Here is a 16,739-nt window from a genome sequence, read left to right as displayed (position 1 = left end):
GCAAGCTGATGGGAGAGGACTGAATGAGCAATGACGGCGTCAACGCAGGCCGGCGCCGCTTCCTCGTAGCCGCGACATCCGTGGTCGGGGCAGCGGGGGCAGTGGGGGCTGCGGTACCGTTCGTGGGGTCATGGTTTCCCAGTGCCAAGGCGAAGGCAGCCGGGGCACCGGTGAAGGTCAATATCGCCAAGGTCGAGCCGGGGCAGCAGATGGTTGCCGAATGGCGTGGCCAGCCGGTATTCATCGTGCGGCGTACCCAAGAGATCCTTGGCAACCTCAAGAAGATCGAAGGTGACCTCTCCGATCCTCAATCGAAAAGCTCGGTGCAGCCGACCTATGTCGACCCCGAGGTCCGTTCGATCAAGCCGGAAATCCTCATTCTCGTAGGCCTCTGCACGCACCTGGGCTGCTCACCGACGTTTCGCCCGGAAGTTGCGCCCGCAGACCTTGGGCCGAAGTGGGTCGGTGGCTATTTCTGCCCTTGCCACGGCTCCCATTACGACCTGGCCGGTCGTGTCTACAAGGCACAACCGGCGCCTCTCAACCTGCCAGTACCGCCGCATTCTTATGAGTCGGACGACATTGTCGTCATCGGCGTCGACCAGGAGAAAGCATGATGAGCAAGTTCATGGACTGGATTGACGCTCGCTTCCCCGCCACCAAGATGTGGGAAGACCACCTGAGCAAGTATTACGCGCCCAAGAACTTCAACTTCCTGTATTTCTTCGGCTCACTCGCGCTGCTGGTGCTGGTCAACCAGATCGTCACTGGCGTGTGGCTGACCATGAGTTTCACGCCCTCGGCGGAAGAGGCCTTTGCCTCGGTCGAGTACATCATGCGCGACGTCGAGTACGGCTGGATCCTGCGCTATCTGCATTCCACCGGTGCTTCGGCATTCTTCATCGTGGTCTACCTGCACATGTTCCGCGGCCTGCTCTATGGCTCGTACCAGAAGCCTCGTGAGCTGGTGTGGCTGTTCGGCATGCTGATCTACCTGGCGCTGATGGCGGAAGCGTTCATGGGCTACCTGCTGCCATGGGGGCAGATGTCCTACTGGGGTGCCCAGGTGATCATCTCGCTGTTCGGCGCCATACCGGTGATCGGCGGCGACCTGACCCAGTGGATCCGTGGTGACTATCTGATTTCGGGCATCACCCTGAACCGCTTCTTCGCCCTGCACGTGGTGGCTTTGCCGATCGTGATTCTCGGCCTGGTGGTGCTGCATATCCTGGCCCTCCACGAAGTAGGCTCGAATAACCCCGATGGTGTCGATATCAAGAAGAAAAAGGACGAAAACGGCATTCCGCTCGACGGCATTCCGTTCCACCCGTACTACACCGTGAAAGACATCGTCGGCGTGGTGGTGTTCCTGTTCGTGTTCTGCGCCGTGGTGTTCTTCTTCCCGGAGATGGGCGGTTATTTCCTGGAAAAACCCAACTTCGAGCAGGCGAACGCGTTCAAGACGCCCGAGCATATCGCGCCTGTGTGGTACTTCACGCCGTTCTACGCGATCCTGCGGGCGGTGCCTGACAAGCTCATGGGTGTAATCGCCATGGGTGCTGCAATTGCCGTGCTGTTCGTGCTGCCCTGGCTCGACCGCAGCCCGGTGCGCTCCATGCGCTACAAGGGCTGGATCAGCAAGGTCTTCCTGCTGGTGTTCTGCATCGCCTTCGTCATTCTCGGCATCCTCGGCGTACTGGCGCCTACGCCTGGGCGTACCCTGCTGTCGCAGGTGTGCACGGTGCTGTACTTCGCCTATTTCGTATTGATGCCGTTCTACACAAGGCTCGAGAAGACCAAACCGGTTCCGGAAAGGGTGACTGGCTGATGAAAAAGTTGATTGCAGTATTTTTGCTGGCAGTGATGCCTGCCTTTTCCTTCGCTGCCGAACACGGCCTGGAGCTGGACAAGGTCGATATCGACCTGACCGACAAGGCGGCCATGCAGGATGGTGCGCGCACCTTCGCCAACTATTGCATGGGTTGCCACAGTGCCAAGTTCCAGCGTTACGAGCGGGTTGCCGATGACCTCGGCATCCCTCATGAGTTGATGCTCGAGAAGCTCGTGTTCACCGGGGCCAAGATCGGCGACCACATGCAGATCGGCATGCAGCCCAGCGACGCCAAGACCTGGTTCGGCGCCGCACCGCCCGACCTTACCCTGGTTGCCCGGGTGCGGGGTACCGACTGGCTGTACACCTACCTGCGCAGCTTCTATGAAGACAAGTCGCGCCCGTACGGGGTCAACAACAAGGTGTTCCCGAACGTCGGCATGCCCAACGTGCTGGTCGGCCTGCAAGGCAACCAGGTTATTGGCTGCAAGCAGGTGCAGATGGTGGTCGATGGCAAGAAGCAATTCGACCCACTGACGGGTAGCCCGCTTACCCATGAAGCCTGTGACCAGCTGACCATTACGCCGAATTCCGGTACCCTGAACACCGAGCAGTTCGACGAGAAGGTCAAGAACCTGGTGACCTTCCTGGCCTATTCGGCCAACCCGGTCAAACTGGAAAGCCAGCGCATCGGTACTTACGTGTTGCTGTACCTGGCTTTCTTCTTCGTATTTGCCTACTTGCTCAAGCGCGAATACTGGAAGGACGTGCACTGATCACGCAGTAGTTTCTGGTAGTTGAACGCGCCCGCGGGGCCCTGGCAGATTTGCCAGGGTCCCGCGGGCGCGTTTTCATTTAGAGTTTACAAGCATCCCCTGCGAGGAGGCGCTACATGGGCGCAACCAACCGGTTAGCCTGTTATTCCGACCCTGCTGACCATTATTCTCATCGGGTACGCCTCGTGCTCGCCGAGAAGGGCATCAACGTGCAGGTGATCGACGTCGACCCTGCGCGTCTGCCAGCCAAGCTGGCAGAGGTGAACCCTTACGGCAGCGTACCGACCCTGGTCGATCGTGACCTGGCGTTATATGAGTCGACCGTGGTGATGGAATACCTCGAGGAGCGTTACCCTCATCCGCCGTTGATGCCGGTCTACCCGGTGGCGCGTGGTAACAGTCGTCTGCTGATGCACCGCATCCAGCGTGACTGGTGCGCCCTGGCGGATACCATTCTCGACCCGCGCAGCGCTGAGCCCGCCCGTGTCGAGGCGCGTAAGGCGCTGCGCGAAAGCCTGACCGGCGTCTCGCCGTTGTTCGGCGAGTTTGCTTGCTTCATGAGTGAGGAGCAAAGTCTGGTCGACTGTTGTCTATTGCCCATACTGTGGCGTTTGCCGGTTATGGGTATCGAGTTGCCGCGGCAGGCCAAGCCGCTGCTGGATTACATGGAGCGGCAGTTCGCCCGCGAGCCTTTCCAGGCGAGCCTGTCCTCCGTTGAACGTGAAATGCGCAAGCTTTAAGGAGCCGTTGATGAACTCCAGTCGCCCCTACCTGGTTCGAGCACTGTACGAGTGGATCGTCGACAACGATTGCACACCCCATATGCTGGTCAATGCCGAATTCCCGGCAGTCCAGGTGCCACAAGGTTTTGCCAGTGATGGTCAGATTGTCCTGAACATTTCGCCGAGTGCCGTGCGCAACCTGCACATGGATAACGATGCGGTAAGCTTCGAGGGGCGCTTCAGTGGCGTTGCCCACTCGTTGTTCGTGCCAGCAGGTGCCATCCTGGGTATCTATGCCCGGGAGAACGGCCAAGGCATGGTCTTCGAGCTGGAGCCACCGCTGACGGATGGCGATGAGCTGGAAGACGATAATGTCGAGCCGGATGACGATGGCCCGCCGGAAGGGGGTGGCAAGCCACCACGTCCAAGCGGGCGACCCAGCTTGAAGGTGGTCAAGTAACAAAAAAGGCGATCCGTATGGATCGCCTTTTTTTTTGTCGCGAAGCTATGCTTACAGGTCGCTGATGGTGCGAACCTGGTCCCGATTGATGCGGGTGCGCTTGCCGTCGAGCTGCTGGAATTCGTAGAAGCCCGAGTCCTTGTCGAAGTGCGGGGCGTCGACAGCCTGGATTTCGCGGCCGTCGTTGAGGGTGATCAGGCTTGGGGTGGAGCAGCCAGCCAGGGTGGCGAAGGTGCCGAGCAGCAGGGCGGGCAGCAGAAGCTTTTTCATGCGGTATTTCCTGGAAATTTGAACGGGTGGGGCAGGGTGCCGCCGATACCAGCCAGTAGCGGATAGCGGCGGCAACTGAATCAGTCGATGTACTCGAACAGTTTGACGATCTTCTGCACGCCAGACACGCCCTGAACCACGGCGGTGGCGGAGTTGGCCTCTTGCTGGGTCACCAGGCCCAGCAGGTAGACGATACCGTTCTCGGTGATGACCTTGATGCGCGAGCTGGGCACGGCATTGTCGGTGAGCATCTGGGCCTTGATCTTGGTGGTCAGCCAGGCATCGTTGTTACGCGCCAGGATGGAGGAAGGCTGCATCACTTGCAGTTCGTTGTGCACCTTCTTCACTCGCTGAACCTGGCTGGCAGTCTGTTCGGCCAGGCTCTTGAGGTCGGCCCGCGGGGTTTGCCCGGCGAGCAGGACGATACCGTTGTAGCTGCTGACGACGATGTGCGAACCCTTGTCCAGGTCAGGGCTGGCCTTGGCAATGTTGACCGAAGCCTTGGTTTCGATCAGCGAGTCGTCGATCTTGCTGCCAATGGTGCGGGTGCCGCGATCATCCTCGATCGGCGAGTTGCGGGTTGAGGTCAGTACCGAGCTGCAGCCGGTGACGCTCAGGCACAGGGTAAGGGCCATCAGGCCGAGGCGTATGGGGGTCATTCTTCACTCCCGAACAGTTGGCTGTCGATCAGATCGCACAGGCAGTGGATCGCCAGCAGGTGGACTTCCTGAATTCGTGCGGTGACCATCGACGGTACGCGGATTTCCACGTCTTCCGGCAGCAGCAGCGATGCCATGCCGCCGCCGTCACGTCCGGTCAATGCTACGACAATCATTTCGCGATCATGTGCGGCCTGGATCGCTTGAATCACGTTGGCAGAGTTGCCGCTGGTCGAAATCGCCAGCAGTACGTCACCGGGCTGGCCCAGGGCGCGGATCTGCTTGGAGAAGATTTCGTTGTAGCTGTAGTCGTTGGCGATCGAGGTCAGCGTCGAGCTGTCGGTGGTCAGGGCGATGGCCGGCAGGCTCGGGCGCTCACGCTCGAACCGGTTGAGCAGCTCCGAAGAGAAGTGCTGGGCATCGCCGGCCGAGCCGCCGTTGCCGCAGGCGAGCATCTTGCCCTCGTTGAGCAGCGCATTGACCATGACCAGGCTAGCCTGCTCGATGTGCGGTGCCAGGATGTCCATTGCCTGTTGCTTGGTGTCGATGCTGGCCTGGAACAGCCGGCGAATTCGGGATTGCATGTCCATCTGGTGACCTTAAGTGGGGCGGTGGCCGGCGCGGCGCGCAACAGGGACCAGCCCGCGAAACATAGAGCAAAAAATTCGGAGTGGGTTCAGCATTCGAAGGCGTTTTTCAGCCATTGAAGTGGCCGGCCTGCATGGTGGCTGCCCTGCAGGGCGACAACGTCGAAGCGGCAGGGGTGATTGGCCCAGCGGGACTCCTTCTGCAGGAACAGTGTGGCGGCAAGCACCAGTCGTTTCTGCTTGCGCCCGTCAATGCTGCCGAGGGCGCCACCGAAGTCCGCGTGCAGCCGGTAGCGGACTTCGACGAATACTACTGTATCGGCGTCGAGCATGACCAGATCAAGCTCGCCGCCTTTGCATCGCCAATTGCGCTTCAGCAGTTGCAGGCCTTGCCCTTGAAGGTACTCAAGGGCTTGGGTTTCTGCCGCCTGGCCGGCGCTGCTTGGCGATGCTGCAGGCATCAGCGCGAAGTATCTGGCAGGCGCTTGACCTGGCCACCCGCAAACTCGGCCCACGGCAACTGGCGCTCGACGCGCTGGCTGGCGTTGATGCTCAGGCTGCCAGACAGCCCTTGCACGCGATTGTCTGGCAGTGCCTTGAGCTGGCCCAGGCGCGGCGCTAGGCTGTAGGCGTCGACCCCCATGGCATACAGGCGGCCGAGGCTGCCGGCGGCCTGTGGCCACTGCTGTACCACCTGCTGGCGCAGGCTGTTGCTGGTGTCGAGCAGCCATGGGGTTTCGCAGAAGCGAATGCCGTTCATGTCGTTGTACTGGTTGACGTCACCGCTGGCGCTGTACAGGTTCGAGGTGGCGTAGACCGGTACGTCCCCGGCGTACTGGAAGTTCAGCGTCGGTTTGATCTGCTGCGCCTGCTGTGGGGTCGAGGCGAGGAAGATGAAATCGATGTCCTGGCGGCGCGACGGTTGTGCCGCGATATTGCCGCCCACGGTGCTCTGAAGGCTCTGGGCGCGGCCTTCGCTCTGGCGCAACTGGAACAGATTGGCGATCTGCTGGGCCAGGGCGACCGGCTGGGCGATGCGCTCGGCGGCGATGACGGTGCCGCCATTGCCTTCCCAGTCCTGGCGGAAGGCGGCCAGCACGCGGTCACCCCACTCACCGCTCGGTACCAGGGCAACCGCGCGGACCATGCCATCAGCACGCGCGCGGCGCGCCACTTCACGGGCTTCGTCCTCGGCAGCGAGGCCGAACTGGAACAGCTGCGGTGGTGCTTTCTGGCCGGCGTCGGCGTAGTTCAGGGCGAGGGTGGTGATGGGCAGTTGGCTGTTGCCAGCGAGCTGCTTGACCAGCGGCTTTTCAAGCGGGCCGACCACCAGTTGCACGCCATCGGCCTGAGCCTGGCGATAGAAGGCGTCGAGCGAGCCGATACGCGAGCTGTCATAGACCTGCACGGCTGGCGCTTGCCCACCCGCCTGCTGGGCCTGGAAGTGGGCGGCCATGAAGCCGTCACGCAGGGCCCGGGCAACGCCGGCCAGCGGACCTTCCTGGGGCAGCAGCAGGGCGATCTTGGTCAGCGGCTGGCTGGCCAGCTCCTTGAGCTTGGTCAGGGCCAGGGGCAGTTGCTTGGCGGCTGGGTGATCGGGGTGCTGCTTGCGCCAGGCTTCGATGGCCGCTTGTTGCTGCTCCAGGGTGCCGGCGCTTTTGACGGCCAGCGCCAGGCTGGTCCAGCCGGCCAGGATTTCGTTGTTGGCTGGCTGTTGCAGCTGCTCGGCCGGCAGCGAGGCGACCAGGGCCCAGATCGCGTCATGGTTCGCGATGGCCGCCTGGCCACTGAGCAGCGGGCTCAGCAGTATGCGTTGCTGGGCGGCGGCCAGGGCCTGGCCTTCGGCCTCGAGGGCGGCGGCATGGACGCTGTAGGTGCGCACCTGTTGTTGTTCCGGCAGCTCTGCAATGTGCTGCAGGCTCGGATGGGACAGCGCGGTCAGGGCGGCCTTGGGCTGGTTGCGGCTCATGGCGAGTTCCGCGCCGAGGGTGGCGGCGAAAATCTGCTGGGCCGGCTTGAGCGTGTCCATCGGCACCTGCTCGAGAATGCGTGCGGCGCGTGGGAAGTCCTTCTGCTTGTAAGCCAGGTCGGCTGCGCTCAGGCGCAGCAGGGCAGCGTCTTCCGCGGACTTGCTGGTGGCGGCCTTCTCGAGCAGTTGCTCGATACTGGCATCCGGGGTGCGTGGCAGTTCGCCCAGGCTGGATGAGGGCGAGCTGGCGCAGGCTGCCAGCAGGGCGGCGAGGCAGAGGGCTGTGAACAGCCGCAGGCAAGCGATCATGTAAAGGTCCTGTTACTCGATCAAGTTGGCCGGCAATTGTACCCAAGCAGTAGCCGGGGCGCGATCTGCCGTTAGCGGAACCTTCACTATAGGTGGCGTGCGCAGGAGGACCGAAGAAGTTCTTTGCGCCCTGTTACCGGCGCTCGGGCTACAATGGCGCCTTTGATCCGAAAGGCAGGGTGTGTGCAGTGACTGATGTGGCCGGGGCTTCGAAATCCACCATGGGGACGCTTTATGTGGTCGCGACTCCCATCGGCAACCTTGATGACATGAGCGCCAGGGCACTCAAGGTGCTGGCCAGTGTCGCCCTGATCGCTGCCGAGGACACCCGGCATTCGATCCGCCTTTTGCAGCACTTCGGCATCGACACGCCGTTGGCGGCCTGCCATGAGCACAACGAGCGCGACGAGGGTGGCCGCTTCATCGGCAAGTTGCTGGCCGGTGAAGATGTGGCGCTGGTCTCCGATGCCGGTACTCCACTGATTTCCGATCCGGGTTACCACCTGGTGCGTCAGGCCCGTGCCGCCGGCGTCAGCGTAGTGCCCGTGCCTGGCGCCTGCGCCCTGATTGCCGCGCTGTCGGCAGCCGGCCTGCCATCCGACCGCTTCATCTTCGAAGGCTTCCTGCCTGCCAAGGCCGCGGGTCGTCGCGCGCGTCTGGAGCAAGTCAAGGAGGAGCCTCGCACGCTGATTTTCTACGAGGCGCCACACCGCATCCTTGAATGCCTTGAAGACATGGAGCTGGTGTTCGGTGGCGAACGTCCGGCGCTGCTGGCGCGTGAGCTGACCAAGACCTTCGAGACCCTGAAGGGGCTGCCGTTGGGTGAGCTGCGTGCATTCGTCGCCGGCGACAGCAATCAGCAACGGGGTGAGTGCGTGGTGCTGGTGGGTGGCTGGAGTGCGCCTGAGGGCGAGGATGCGATCAGTGCCGAGGCACAGCGCGTGCTGGACCTGTTGCTGGCCGAGTTGCCGCTGAAAAGGGCGGCGGCATTGGCGGCGGAAATCACCGGTGTGCGCAAGAACCTGCTGTATCAGGTGGCCCTGGAAAAGCAGAAAGGGCAGTAGTGGCAATTAGACATAGTTGACGGTATCGCTTGTTCTTGCGCGCGCGTGCCGTTAACCTTGTCGGCGGAGAGTCGATCGGACAGTCGCTGCCGTCTTTTGTTCCGCAAAAGACGGGGGAGGAAAGTCCGGGCTCCATAGGGCAGAGTGCCAGGTAACGCCTGGGAGGCGCGAGCCTACGGAAAGTGCCACAGAAAATAACCGCCTAAGCACTTCGGTGCCGGTAAGGGTGAAAAGGTGCGGTAAGAGCGCACCGCACGGCTGGCAACAGTGCGTGGCTAGGTAAACCCCACTCGGAGCAAGACCAAATAGGGTTCCATCAGGCGTGGCCCGCGTCGGAACCGGGTAGGTTGCTAGAGGCGTCCAGTGATGGCCGTCGTAGAGGAATGACTGTCCTCGACAAAACCCGGCTTACAGATCGACTCTCCACCTTTCCCCTCCTGCTTGAATCGATAGCAGATACCTCTTGTTAATACCAAAAAGATCTTACTCTTAATAATTCACTTTAAGTTCGAACGGCATTCGTTTGAGTCGGTTTGATTTTTCTCGCGTTTTTCCCCTCTTGGCAGTCCTTCCGCCTTCCTTTGTTGCGCTAAATCTCGGTCCTGTAAGGGATTTCCTTATGAACGTGCCTTGACGGTGCAGCGGGCGGATTCCTATAGTGTGCGCAAGTGGCAGAAAGTGGGATGAAGTGGGTTTTCTGGCACAAAAAAGCTAACATTGTGGGGAATCGCAGCCGTGTTCCGCGGAGCCAACGCCGTCAGCCTCGATGCCAAGGGCCGTCTCGCCATGCCGAGCCGGTACCGTGACGAGCTCGATTCGCGTTGCAATGGTCAGCTGATCGTGACCATCGACGCCGTAGACCCCTGCTTGTGTGTTTATCCCCTCGATGAGTGGGAACAGATTGAAGCCAAGTTGCGTGCCTTGCCGTCGTTGCGTGAGGAAAACCGTCGCCTGCAGCGTTTGCTGATCGGCAACGCGGTTGACCTGGAGCTCGATGGCAGTGGGCGTTTCCTGGTACCGCCCCGCCTGCGTGAGTACGCCAAGCTGGACAAGAAGGCGATGCTGGTGGGGCAACTGAACAAATTCCAGCTGTGGGATGAGGATGCCTGGAACACGGTTTCGGCAGCCGACCTTGCAGCTATCCAACAACCGGGCGCCATGCCCGACGATTTGCGTGACCTGATCCTGTGACCATAGATAGCGGCTTCAACCACATCACCGTCCTGCTCGACGAAGCTGTCGAGGCATTGGCCCTGCGCGCCGACGGTTGCTATCTGGACGGCACTTTCGGGCGTGGCGGCCATAGCCGCCTGATCCTCAGCAAGCTCGGGCCGCAAGGGCGGCTTTTGGGCTTCGACAAAGATCCTCAAGCGATTGCCACCGGGCAAGCGCTGGCGGCCGAAGACGGCCGCTTTGTCATTGTGCAGCGCAGCTTTGCCGAGCTCGGTTCGGAAGTCGCCGAGCGTGGTCTGCACGGCAAGATCAGCGGCATACTGCTTGATCTGGGCGTGTCTTCGCCGCAGCTGGATGACCCTGAGCGCGGCTTCAGCTTCCTCAATGACGGCCCGCTGGACATGCGCATGAACCCGCATCAGGGCATCAGCGCTGCCGAGTTCATCGCTACCGCACCTGTCGAAGAAATTGCCCGCGTGTTCAAGGAATACGGCGAAGAGCGTTTTGCCGGACGCATGGCGCGTGCCGTGGTCGAGCGCCGCGAAAAGCAACCGTTCACCCGCACCGCCGACCTGGCTGAAGTGCTCAAGGTTGCAAACCCGGCCTGGGAAAAGGGCAAGAACCCGGCAACCCGCGCCTTCCAGGGTCTGCGCATCCACGTCAACAACGAACTGGGTGACCTGGAGGCTGGCCTCGAAGCAGCGCTCGATGCCCTGGAAGTGGGCGGCCGCCTGGCGGTCATCAGCTTCCATTCGCTGGAAGACCGCATCGTCAAACTGTTCATGCGCAAGCTGGTCAAGGGCGAGGCCGATAACCTGCCACGCAACCTGCCGGTACAGCACAAGGTCTTTGAGCCGAAGATCAAGCTGATCGGCAAGGCCCAGTTTGCCTCCGAGGCCGAACTCAAGGCCAACCCACGGTCGCGCAGCGCCGTAATGCGGGTTGCGGAGAAGCTTCGGTGAGCCGGCTTTTCGCCAAACCTCTGCCAGGCGGAAGCTTCCTGATGCTTCTGCTGTTTATCGGTGTGCTCGTTTCGGCCATCGCCGTGTCTTACAGCGCCCACTGGAATCGCCAGTTGCTCAATACGCTGTACGGCGAATTGAACGAGCGTGACAAGGCCCAGGCCGAGTGGGGCCGGCTGATTCTTGAACAAAGCACCTGGACCGCCTCCAGCCGTATCGAGAGCCTGGCCTCCGAGCAACTGAAGATGCGCGTGCCTGCGGCTGACGAAGTGCGGATGGTGGCGCCATGATGAAGCTCGAAGGCGCACTCTACCCCTGGCGCTTCCGGGTCGTGATCGGTTTGCTCGCGTTGATGGTGGGCGCCATCTGCTGGCGCATCATCGACCTGCAGGTGGTCGACCGTGACTTCCTCAAGGGCCAGGGCGATGCCCGCAGCCTGCGTCATATTCCGATCCCTGCGCACCGTGGCCTGATCACCGACCGCAACGGCGAGCCGCTGGCGGTCAGTACCCCGGTCACCACCCTCTGGGCCAACCCCAAGGAAATGCAGGCTGCCAAGGATCGCTGGCCACAGCTGGCCGCAGCACTTGGGCAGAACGCCCAGCAGTTGACCGAGCGCCTGACCCAGCAGGCCAACAAAGAGTTCATCTACCTGGTCCGCGGCCTGACCCCGGAGCAGGGCCAGCACGTGCTCGACCTGAAAGTACCGGGCGTGTATGGCCTGGAGGAATTCCGCCGTTTCTACCCGGCCGGCGACGTGACCGCCCACATGGTCGGCTTCACCGACCTCGACGACCACGGTCGCGAAGGTGTGGAGCTGGCTTACGACGAATGGCTGGCCGGCGTGCCCGGCAAGCGGCAAGTGATCAAGGACCGGCGCGGTCGCCTGATCAAGGACATCCAGGTCACCAAGAACGCCAAGGCCGGCAAGACCTTGGCGCTGTCGATCGACCTGCGCCTGCAGTACCTTGCCACCCGCGAACTGCGCAACGCCATCGCCGAACAGGACGCCAAGGCCGGCAGCCTGGTGATCATGGACGTCAAGACCGGTGAAGTCCTGGCCATGGTCAACCAGCCGACCTACAACCCGAACAACCGCCGTAGCATGTTCCCGGCTGCCATGCGCAACCGGGCGATCATCGACGTCTTCGAGCCAGGCTCGACGGTCAAGCCGATCTCGATGAGCGCGGCGCTGCAGAGCGGTCGCTGGAAGCCGACCGACAAGGTCGAAGTGTATCCGGGTAGCCTGCAGATCGGCCGTTACACCATCAAGGACGTGTCCAAGAGCGAGGGTCCCATCCTCGACCTGACCGGCATCCTGATCAACTCTTCCAACGTCGGCATGAGCAAGATCGCCTTCGATATCGGCGGCGAGGCCATCTACCGGGTCATGTCCCAAGTGGGCCTGGGCCAGTACACCGGCCTCGGCTTCCCGGGCGAACGCGTCGGCAACCTGCCCAACCACCGCGAGTGGCGCAAGGCTGAAACCGCGACACTGTCCTATGGCTACGGTGTGTCGGTGACCGCCCTGCAGTTGGTGCATGCCTACGCCGCGCTGGCCAACGACGGCAAGATGGTGCCGCTGTCGATCCTCAAGGTCGACAAGGCACCTGAAGCGGTGCAGGCCATTCCGAAGGAAACCGCCGAAACCATCCAGGGCATGTTGCAGCAGGTGATCGAAGCGCCGCGCGGCGTGTTCCGCGCCCAGGTGCCGTTCTACCACGTGGCCGGCAAGTCCGGTACCGCACGTAAAGCCACCGTCGGCTCCAAGGGCTACACCGAAAACGCCTACCGCTCGCTGTTCGCCGGTTTCGGCCCGATGAGCGACCCACGCTATGCCATCGTCGTGGTCATCGACGAACCGGGCAAAGGTGGTTATTTCGGTGGCCTGGTATCGGCCCCCGTATTCAGCAAGGTCATGTCGGGCACCCTGCGCCTGATGAACGTGCCGCCAGACAACCTGCCGCCGCCAAGCGATCCACAGCAGGCCAGCGCAGCACCCGCCAAGGGAGGGCGTGGATGATGACAATGCCATTGAGCAAGCTTTTCGCTCACGCCAGTCGCGATCCGCTGATCCGTGAACTGACCCTGGACAGCCGTCAGGTGCGCCAGGGTGACCTGTTCCTGGCCGTGCCAGGTGCCAAGGTGGATGGCCGTGAGCACATTGCCGATGCGCTGTCTCGTGGCGCGGCGGCTGTGGCCTATGAAGAGCAGGGCGTCAACGTGCTGCCGCTTACCGATGTGCCGTTGATTCCGGTGAAAGGCCTGATTGGCCAGCTCTCGCAGATTGCCGGGCGCTTCTACGGCGAGCCGAGCCGCCAGCTGAACCTGGTGGGCGTCACTGGCACCAACGGCAAGACCAGCGTCACTCAGCTGGTGGCCCAGGCGCTCGATGCGCTGGGCCAGCGTTGCGGCCTGATCGGCACCCTGGGTACCGGCTTCTACGGCGAGCTGCAGAGCGGCCGGCTGACCACGCCCGATCCGATCGCCGTACAGTCGACCCTGAACGATCTCAAGAAAGGCGGCGCCAAAGCCGTGGCCATGGAGGTCTCCTCCCACGCCCTGGAGCAGGGCCGGGTCGCCGCACTGGAGTTCGACATCGCGGTCATGACCAACCTGTCCCGCGATCATCTTGACTATCACGGCAGCATGGAGGCTTACGAGGCCGCCAAAGCCAGGCTGTTCGCCTGGCCGAGCCTGCGTTGCCAGGTGGTCAACCTGGATGATGAGTTTGGTCGCCGCCTTGCCGAAGACTTCGCCCGCCGCCCGAGCGTTGATCATATCGAGACCCGGTTGCTCAGCTATAGCCTGGAAAACCCGGACGCTTCGCTGTTCTGCCGCGAAGCGCATTTTGACGACGATGGCGTGCGCGCCATCATCGTCACCGCTCAGGGCGAACGCACCCTGCGCAGCCAGCTGCTGGGTCGCTTCAACCTGAGCAACATGCTTGCCGCTGTGGCCACGCTGCTGGCACTGGACTACTCGCTGGATGAGGTCCTGAAGGTCACCCCGCATCTGCAAGGGCCGGTCGGCCGCATGCAGCGCCTGGGTGGCGGTGACAAGCCGCTGGTAGTGGTCGACTACGCCCACACGCCCGATGCGCTGGAAAAAGTGCTCGAAGCCCTGCGTCCGCATGCTCACGGCAAGCTGCTGTGCCTGTTCGGCTGCGGGGGCGACCGTGATCGCGGCAAGCGCCCGCTTATGGCCGAAGTGGCCGAGCGCCTGGCCGACCGCGTGCTGGTCACCGACGACAACCCGCGTACTGAAGACCCGTTGCGCATCTTCGACGACATTCGCCCTGGTTTCGCCAAGCCTGCGGGCGTCGAGTTCGTTGCTGGCCGTGGCGAAGCCATTGCCCATCTGATCGCCACCGCTGCCGCCGATGACGTGATCGTCCTGGCCGGCAAGGGGCATGAGGATTACCAGGAGATCAATGGCGAGCGCCATGCTTTCTCCGACCTGATCGAAGCCGACAAGGCACTTGCAGCCTGGGAGGCTCCACATGCTTAAGCCCATGACCCTCAGCCAGCTGACCAGCGCCTTGAACGCGCGCCTGGTAAACGCCGACGCCAGCTTCACCGGGGTCAGCATCGACAGCCGCAGCGTTGCTGCCGGCCAGCTGTTCGTTGCCCTGACCGGGCCGCGCTTCGATGGCCATGACTATCTGGCCGACGTGCAAGCCAAGGGCGCCTCCGCTGCGCTGGTCGAGCGCGAGATTGCCGATGTCGATCTGCCGCAGCTGGTGGTCGCCGACTGCCGTGTCGCACTCGGCCAGCTGGGTGCGCTGAACCGCGCTGCCTTCGACAAGCCAGTCGTCGCCATCACCGGTTCCAGCGGCAAGACCACGGTCAAGGAGATGCTGGCCAGCATCCTGCGTACCCGTGGTCTGGTACACGCGACCCGCGGCAACCTGAACAACGACCTCGGTGCTCCGTTGACGCTGCTGGAAATCGCGCCGGAGCACAGCGCTGCGGTGATCGAGCTGGGTGCCTCGCGCATCGGTGAAATCCGCTACACCGTCGGCCTGACCCGGCCGCAGGTGGTGATCATCAACAACGCCGGTACTGCCCACGTTGGCGAGTTCGGCGGCCCCGAGAAGATCGTCGAGGCCAAGGGCGAGATCCTCGAAGGCCTGGGTGAGGGCGGCATCGCCATTCTCAACCTGGACGACAAAGCCTTCGCCATCTGGAAGGCCCGTGCCGGTGCGCACAAGGTAATCAGCTTCGCTCGTGGCAACGATCAGGCCGATTTTTACGCCAGCGACATCGGGCGCGATGCCCGTGGCTGCCCGTCGTTCAAACTGCATGGCGCGGGTGAAACGGTAGACGTGCAACTCAATGTGCTAGGCGAACACAACGTCAGCAACGCCCTGGCCGCTGCCGCCGCTGCCCATGCCGTTGGTCTGAGCCTGAGTGGCATCGCCGCCGGCCTCAACGCCGTGCAGCCGGTCAAGGGCCGCACCGTGGCGCAAATCGCCCCCAACGGCGTGCGCGTGATCGACGACAGCTACAACGCAAATCCCACCTCCATGTGCGCGGCCATTGATATACTCCGCGCCTTTTCCGGGCGCACCGTTCTGGTGCTGGGGGATATTGGTGAACTTGGCCAGTGGGCGGAAGAAGGTCACCGTCAGGTGGGCGAGTACGCGCATGGCAAGGTCGATGCCCTGTACGCAGTGGGTTCCAACATGATTCATGCGGTCAAGGCGTTCGGCGCCGATGGCCGTCATTTCGCAACGCAAGCTGAGTTGATCGACGCTGTTCGCGCCGAGACTGCCAGCGAAACCACTATTTTGATCAAGGGCTCGCGCAGCGCTGCGATGGAAAACGTCGTGGCGGCATTGTGCGGTGCCAGCGGGGAGAAACATTAATGCTGCTGCTGTTGGCCGAGTATCTGCAACAGTTCCATAAAGGCTTCGCGGTCTTCCAGTACCTGTCCCTGCGCGGGATTCTTGGCGTACTGACCGCGTTGTCGCTGGCGCTGTGGCTGGGGCCGTGGATGATCCGTACCCTGCAGATTCGCCAGATCGGTCAGGCCGTGCGTAACGACGGCCCGCAATCTCACCTGTCCAAGTCCGGCACCCCGACCATGGGTGGCGCACTGATCCTGTCGGCCATCGCGGTCAGCACCCTGCTGTGGGCCGACCTGTCCAACCGTTATGTCTGGACCGTGCTGATCGTCACCTTGCTGTTTGGTGCCATCGGCTGGGTCGACGATTACCGCAAGGTGATCGAAAAGAACTCGCGTGGCCTGCCGAGCCGCTGGAAGTATTTCTGGCAATCGGTGTTCGGCCTGGGCGCGGCGGTGTTCCTGTACATGACCGCCCCGACCACCGTCGAGACCACGCTGATCGTGCCGTTCCTCAAGGACGTCACCATCCCGCTGGGTATCGGCTTCGTCGTATTGACCTATTTCGTCATCGTCGGCTCCAGCAACGCGGTCAACCTGACCGACGGCCTCGATGGCCTTGCAATCATGCCCACCGTGATGGTCGGTGGTGCGCTGGGCATCTTCTGTTACCTGTCGGGTAACGTGAAGTTCGCCGAATACCTGCTGATCCCCTATGTGCCGGGTTCGGGCGAGCTGATCGTGTTCTGCGGGGCGCTGATCGGTGCCGGCCTGGGCTTCCTGTGGTTCAACACCTATCCGGCCCAGGTGTTCATGGGCGACGTCGGCGCGCTGGCGCTGGGCGCCGCGCTGGGCACCATCGCCGTGATCGTGCGCCAGGAAATCGTGCTGTTCATCATGGGCGGCATCTTCGTGATGGAAACCCTGTCGGTGGTGATCCAGGTCGCCTCGTTCAAGCTCACCGGCAAGCGGGTGTTCCGCATGGCGCCGATTCATCACCACTTTGAACTCAAAGGCTGGCCTGAGCCACGCGTGATCGTCCGCTTCTGGATCATCACCGTGATTCTGGTGCTGATTGGCCTGGCAACCCTGAAACTGAGGTAGAAAAG

18 protein-coding genes and 1 other RNA gene are annotated in these 16,739 nt (G+C 62.3%); 14 read left to right on the top strand and 5 right to left on the bottom strand.

What is annotated here, in order from left to right; translation table 11 throughout:
* The first annotated feature begins 23 nt into the window (after positions 1–23).
* From petA to ACQKPS_RS16195, 5 genes are all read left to right on the top strand, one after another.
* Positions 24–617 (top strand): ubiquinol-cytochrome c reductase iron-sulfur subunit, encoded by a 594-nt coding sequence (petA, locus tag ACQKPS_RS16215; protein WP_054884640.1) that lies wholly within the window; start codon positions 24–26, stop codon positions 615–617.
* Positions 617–1,828: a cytochrome b gene (locus ACQKPS_RS16210; protein WP_054884639.1), complete on the top strand. Its 1,212-nt coding sequence runs from the start codon at positions 617–619 to the stop codon at positions 1,826–1,828. The genes petA and ACQKPS_RS16210 overlap by 1 nt, the downstream gene beginning before the upstream one ends.
* Positions 1,828–2,607 carry a cytochrome c1 gene (locus ACQKPS_RS16205; protein WP_054884638.1) on the top strand — a complete coding sequence of 260 codons (780 nt, stop codon included), beginning with the start codon at positions 1,828–1,830 and terminating at the stop codon, positions 2,605–2,607. Before ACQKPS_RS16210 ends, ACQKPS_RS16205 begins: the two co-directional genes overlap by 1 nt.
* A gap of 116 nt (positions 2,608–2,723) precedes the next feature.
* Positions 2,724–3,347, top strand: coding sequence for a glutathione S-transferase N-terminal domain-containing protein (locus ACQKPS_RS16200; protein WP_427604857.1), 624 nt, complete (start codon positions 2,724–2,726; stop codon positions 3,345–3,347).
* A 10-nt stretch (positions 3,348–3,357) separates the two neighbouring features.
* Positions 3,358–3,789, top strand: a complete 432-nt coding sequence (locus tag ACQKPS_RS16195; protein WP_427604855.1) for a ClpXP protease specificity-enhancing factor — start codon at positions 3,358–3,360, stop codon at positions 3,787–3,789.
* A 51-nt stretch (positions 3,790–3,840) separates the two neighbouring features.
* Here ACQKPS_RS16195 and ACQKPS_RS16190 read toward each other — a convergent pair whose 3' ends face one another.
* From ACQKPS_RS16190 to ACQKPS_RS16170, 5 genes are all read right to left on the bottom strand, one after another.
* Positions 3,841–4,059 (bottom strand): YgdI/YgdR family lipoprotein, encoded by a 219-nt coding sequence (locus ACQKPS_RS16190; protein ID WP_054884635.1) that lies wholly within the window; start codon positions 4,057–4,059, stop codon positions 3,841–3,843.
* A gap of 80 nt (positions 4,060–4,139) precedes the next feature.
* A complete protein-coding gene (locus ACQKPS_RS16185; protein ID WP_176508311.1) occupies positions 4,140–4,718 on the bottom strand; it encodes a BON domain-containing protein in 579 nt (192 codons plus the stop codon).
* A complete protein-coding gene (locus ACQKPS_RS16180) occupies positions 4,715–5,308 on the bottom strand; it encodes a phosphoheptose isomerase (protein WP_054884633.1) in 594 nt (197 codons plus the stop codon). The genes ACQKPS_RS16185 and ACQKPS_RS16180 overlap by 4 nt, the downstream gene beginning before the upstream one ends.
* Positions 5,309–5,394: 86 nt before the next feature.
* The gene (locus ACQKPS_RS16175) at positions 5,395–5,766 is read right to left on the bottom strand and encodes a YraN family protein (RefSeq protein ID WP_283724753.1); all 372 of its coding nucleotides are present in this window, start codon (positions 5,764–5,766) and stop codon (positions 5,395–5,397) included.
* On the bottom strand, positions 5,766–7,583 hold the full coding sequence (locus ACQKPS_RS16170; protein ID WP_427604852.1) for a penicillin-binding protein activator: 1,818 nt from the start codon (positions 7,581–7,583) through the stop codon (positions 5,766–5,768). Before ACQKPS_RS16170 ends, ACQKPS_RS16175 begins: the two co-directional genes overlap by 1 nt.
* A 221-nt stretch (positions 7,584–7,804) precedes the next feature.
* Between ACQKPS_RS16170 and rsmI the strand changes: the two genes are divergently transcribed.
* From rsmI to mraY, 9 genes are all read left to right on the top strand, one after another.
* Positions 7,805–8,647, top strand: a complete 843-nt coding sequence (gene rsmI / locus ACQKPS_RS16165; protein WP_283724827.1) for a 16S rRNA (cytidine(1402)-2'-O)-methyltransferase — start codon at positions 7,805–7,807, stop codon at positions 8,645–8,647.
* Positions 8,648–8,714: 67 nt separating this feature from the next.
* Positions 8,715–9,074: RNase P RNA component class A (gene rnpB, locus ACQKPS_RS16160), an RNA gene on the top strand.
* A gap of 308 nt (positions 9,075–9,382) precedes the next feature.
* Entirely contained in the window at positions 9,383–9,838 is a 456-nt protein-coding gene (gene mraZ / locus ACQKPS_RS16155) for a division/cell wall cluster transcriptional repressor MraZ (RefSeq protein ID WP_427604850.1), read from the top strand.
* Positions 9,835–10,782 carry a 16S rRNA (cytosine(1402)-N(4))-methyltransferase RsmH gene (gene rsmH / locus ACQKPS_RS16150; RefSeq protein WP_054884629.1) on the top strand — a complete coding sequence of 316 codons (948 nt, stop codon included), beginning with the start codon at positions 9,835–9,837 and terminating at the stop codon, positions 10,780–10,782. Before mraZ ends, rsmH begins: the two co-directional genes overlap by 4 nt.
* Positions 10,779–11,072 (top strand): cell division protein FtsL, encoded by a 294-nt coding sequence (gene ftsL / locus ACQKPS_RS16145; RefSeq protein ID WP_054884628.1) that lies wholly within the window; start codon positions 10,779–10,781, stop codon positions 11,070–11,072. Before rsmH ends, ftsL begins: the two co-directional genes overlap by 4 nt.
* A complete protein-coding gene (locus ACQKPS_RS16140; protein WP_192858710.1) occupies positions 11,072–12,805 on the top strand; it encodes a peptidoglycan D,D-transpeptidase FtsI family protein in 1,734 nt (577 codons plus the stop codon). Before ftsL ends, ACQKPS_RS16140 begins: the two co-directional genes overlap by 1 nt.
* Positions 12,802–14,292 (top strand): UDP-N-acetylmuramoyl-L-alanyl-D-glutamate--2,6-diaminopimelate ligase, encoded by a 1,491-nt coding sequence (locus ACQKPS_RS16135; protein WP_427604847.1) that lies wholly within the window; start codon positions 12,802–12,804, stop codon positions 14,290–14,292. The genes ACQKPS_RS16140 and ACQKPS_RS16135 overlap by 4 nt, the downstream gene beginning before the upstream one ends.
* Positions 14,285–15,652, top strand: a complete 1,368-nt coding sequence (locus tag ACQKPS_RS16130; protein ID WP_427604845.1) for a UDP-N-acetylmuramoyl-tripeptide--D-alanyl-D-alanine ligase — start codon at positions 14,285–14,287, stop codon at positions 15,650–15,652. Before ACQKPS_RS16135 ends, ACQKPS_RS16130 begins: the two co-directional genes overlap by 8 nt.
* Positions 15,652–16,734 carry a phospho-N-acetylmuramoyl-pentapeptide-transferase gene (gene mraY / locus ACQKPS_RS16125; RefSeq protein WP_254481332.1) on the top strand — a complete coding sequence of 361 codons (1,083 nt, stop codon included), beginning with the start codon at positions 15,652–15,654 and terminating at the stop codon, positions 16,732–16,734. The genes ACQKPS_RS16130 and mraY overlap by 1 nt, the downstream gene beginning before the upstream one ends.
* Positions 16,735–16,739: the final 5 nt, after the last annotated feature.

Origin of the sequence: Pseudomonas sp. NPDC086566 (genome assembly GCF_050280885.1) — a bacterium.
Lineage (GTDB): Bacteria > Pseudomonadota > Gammaproteobacteria > Pseudomonadales > Pseudomonadaceae > Aquipseudomonas > Aquipseudomonas vlassakiae.
The sequence above is the reverse complement of the archived record's forward strand: the minus strand, read 5'-3'. Positions and strand labels throughout refer to the sequence as shown.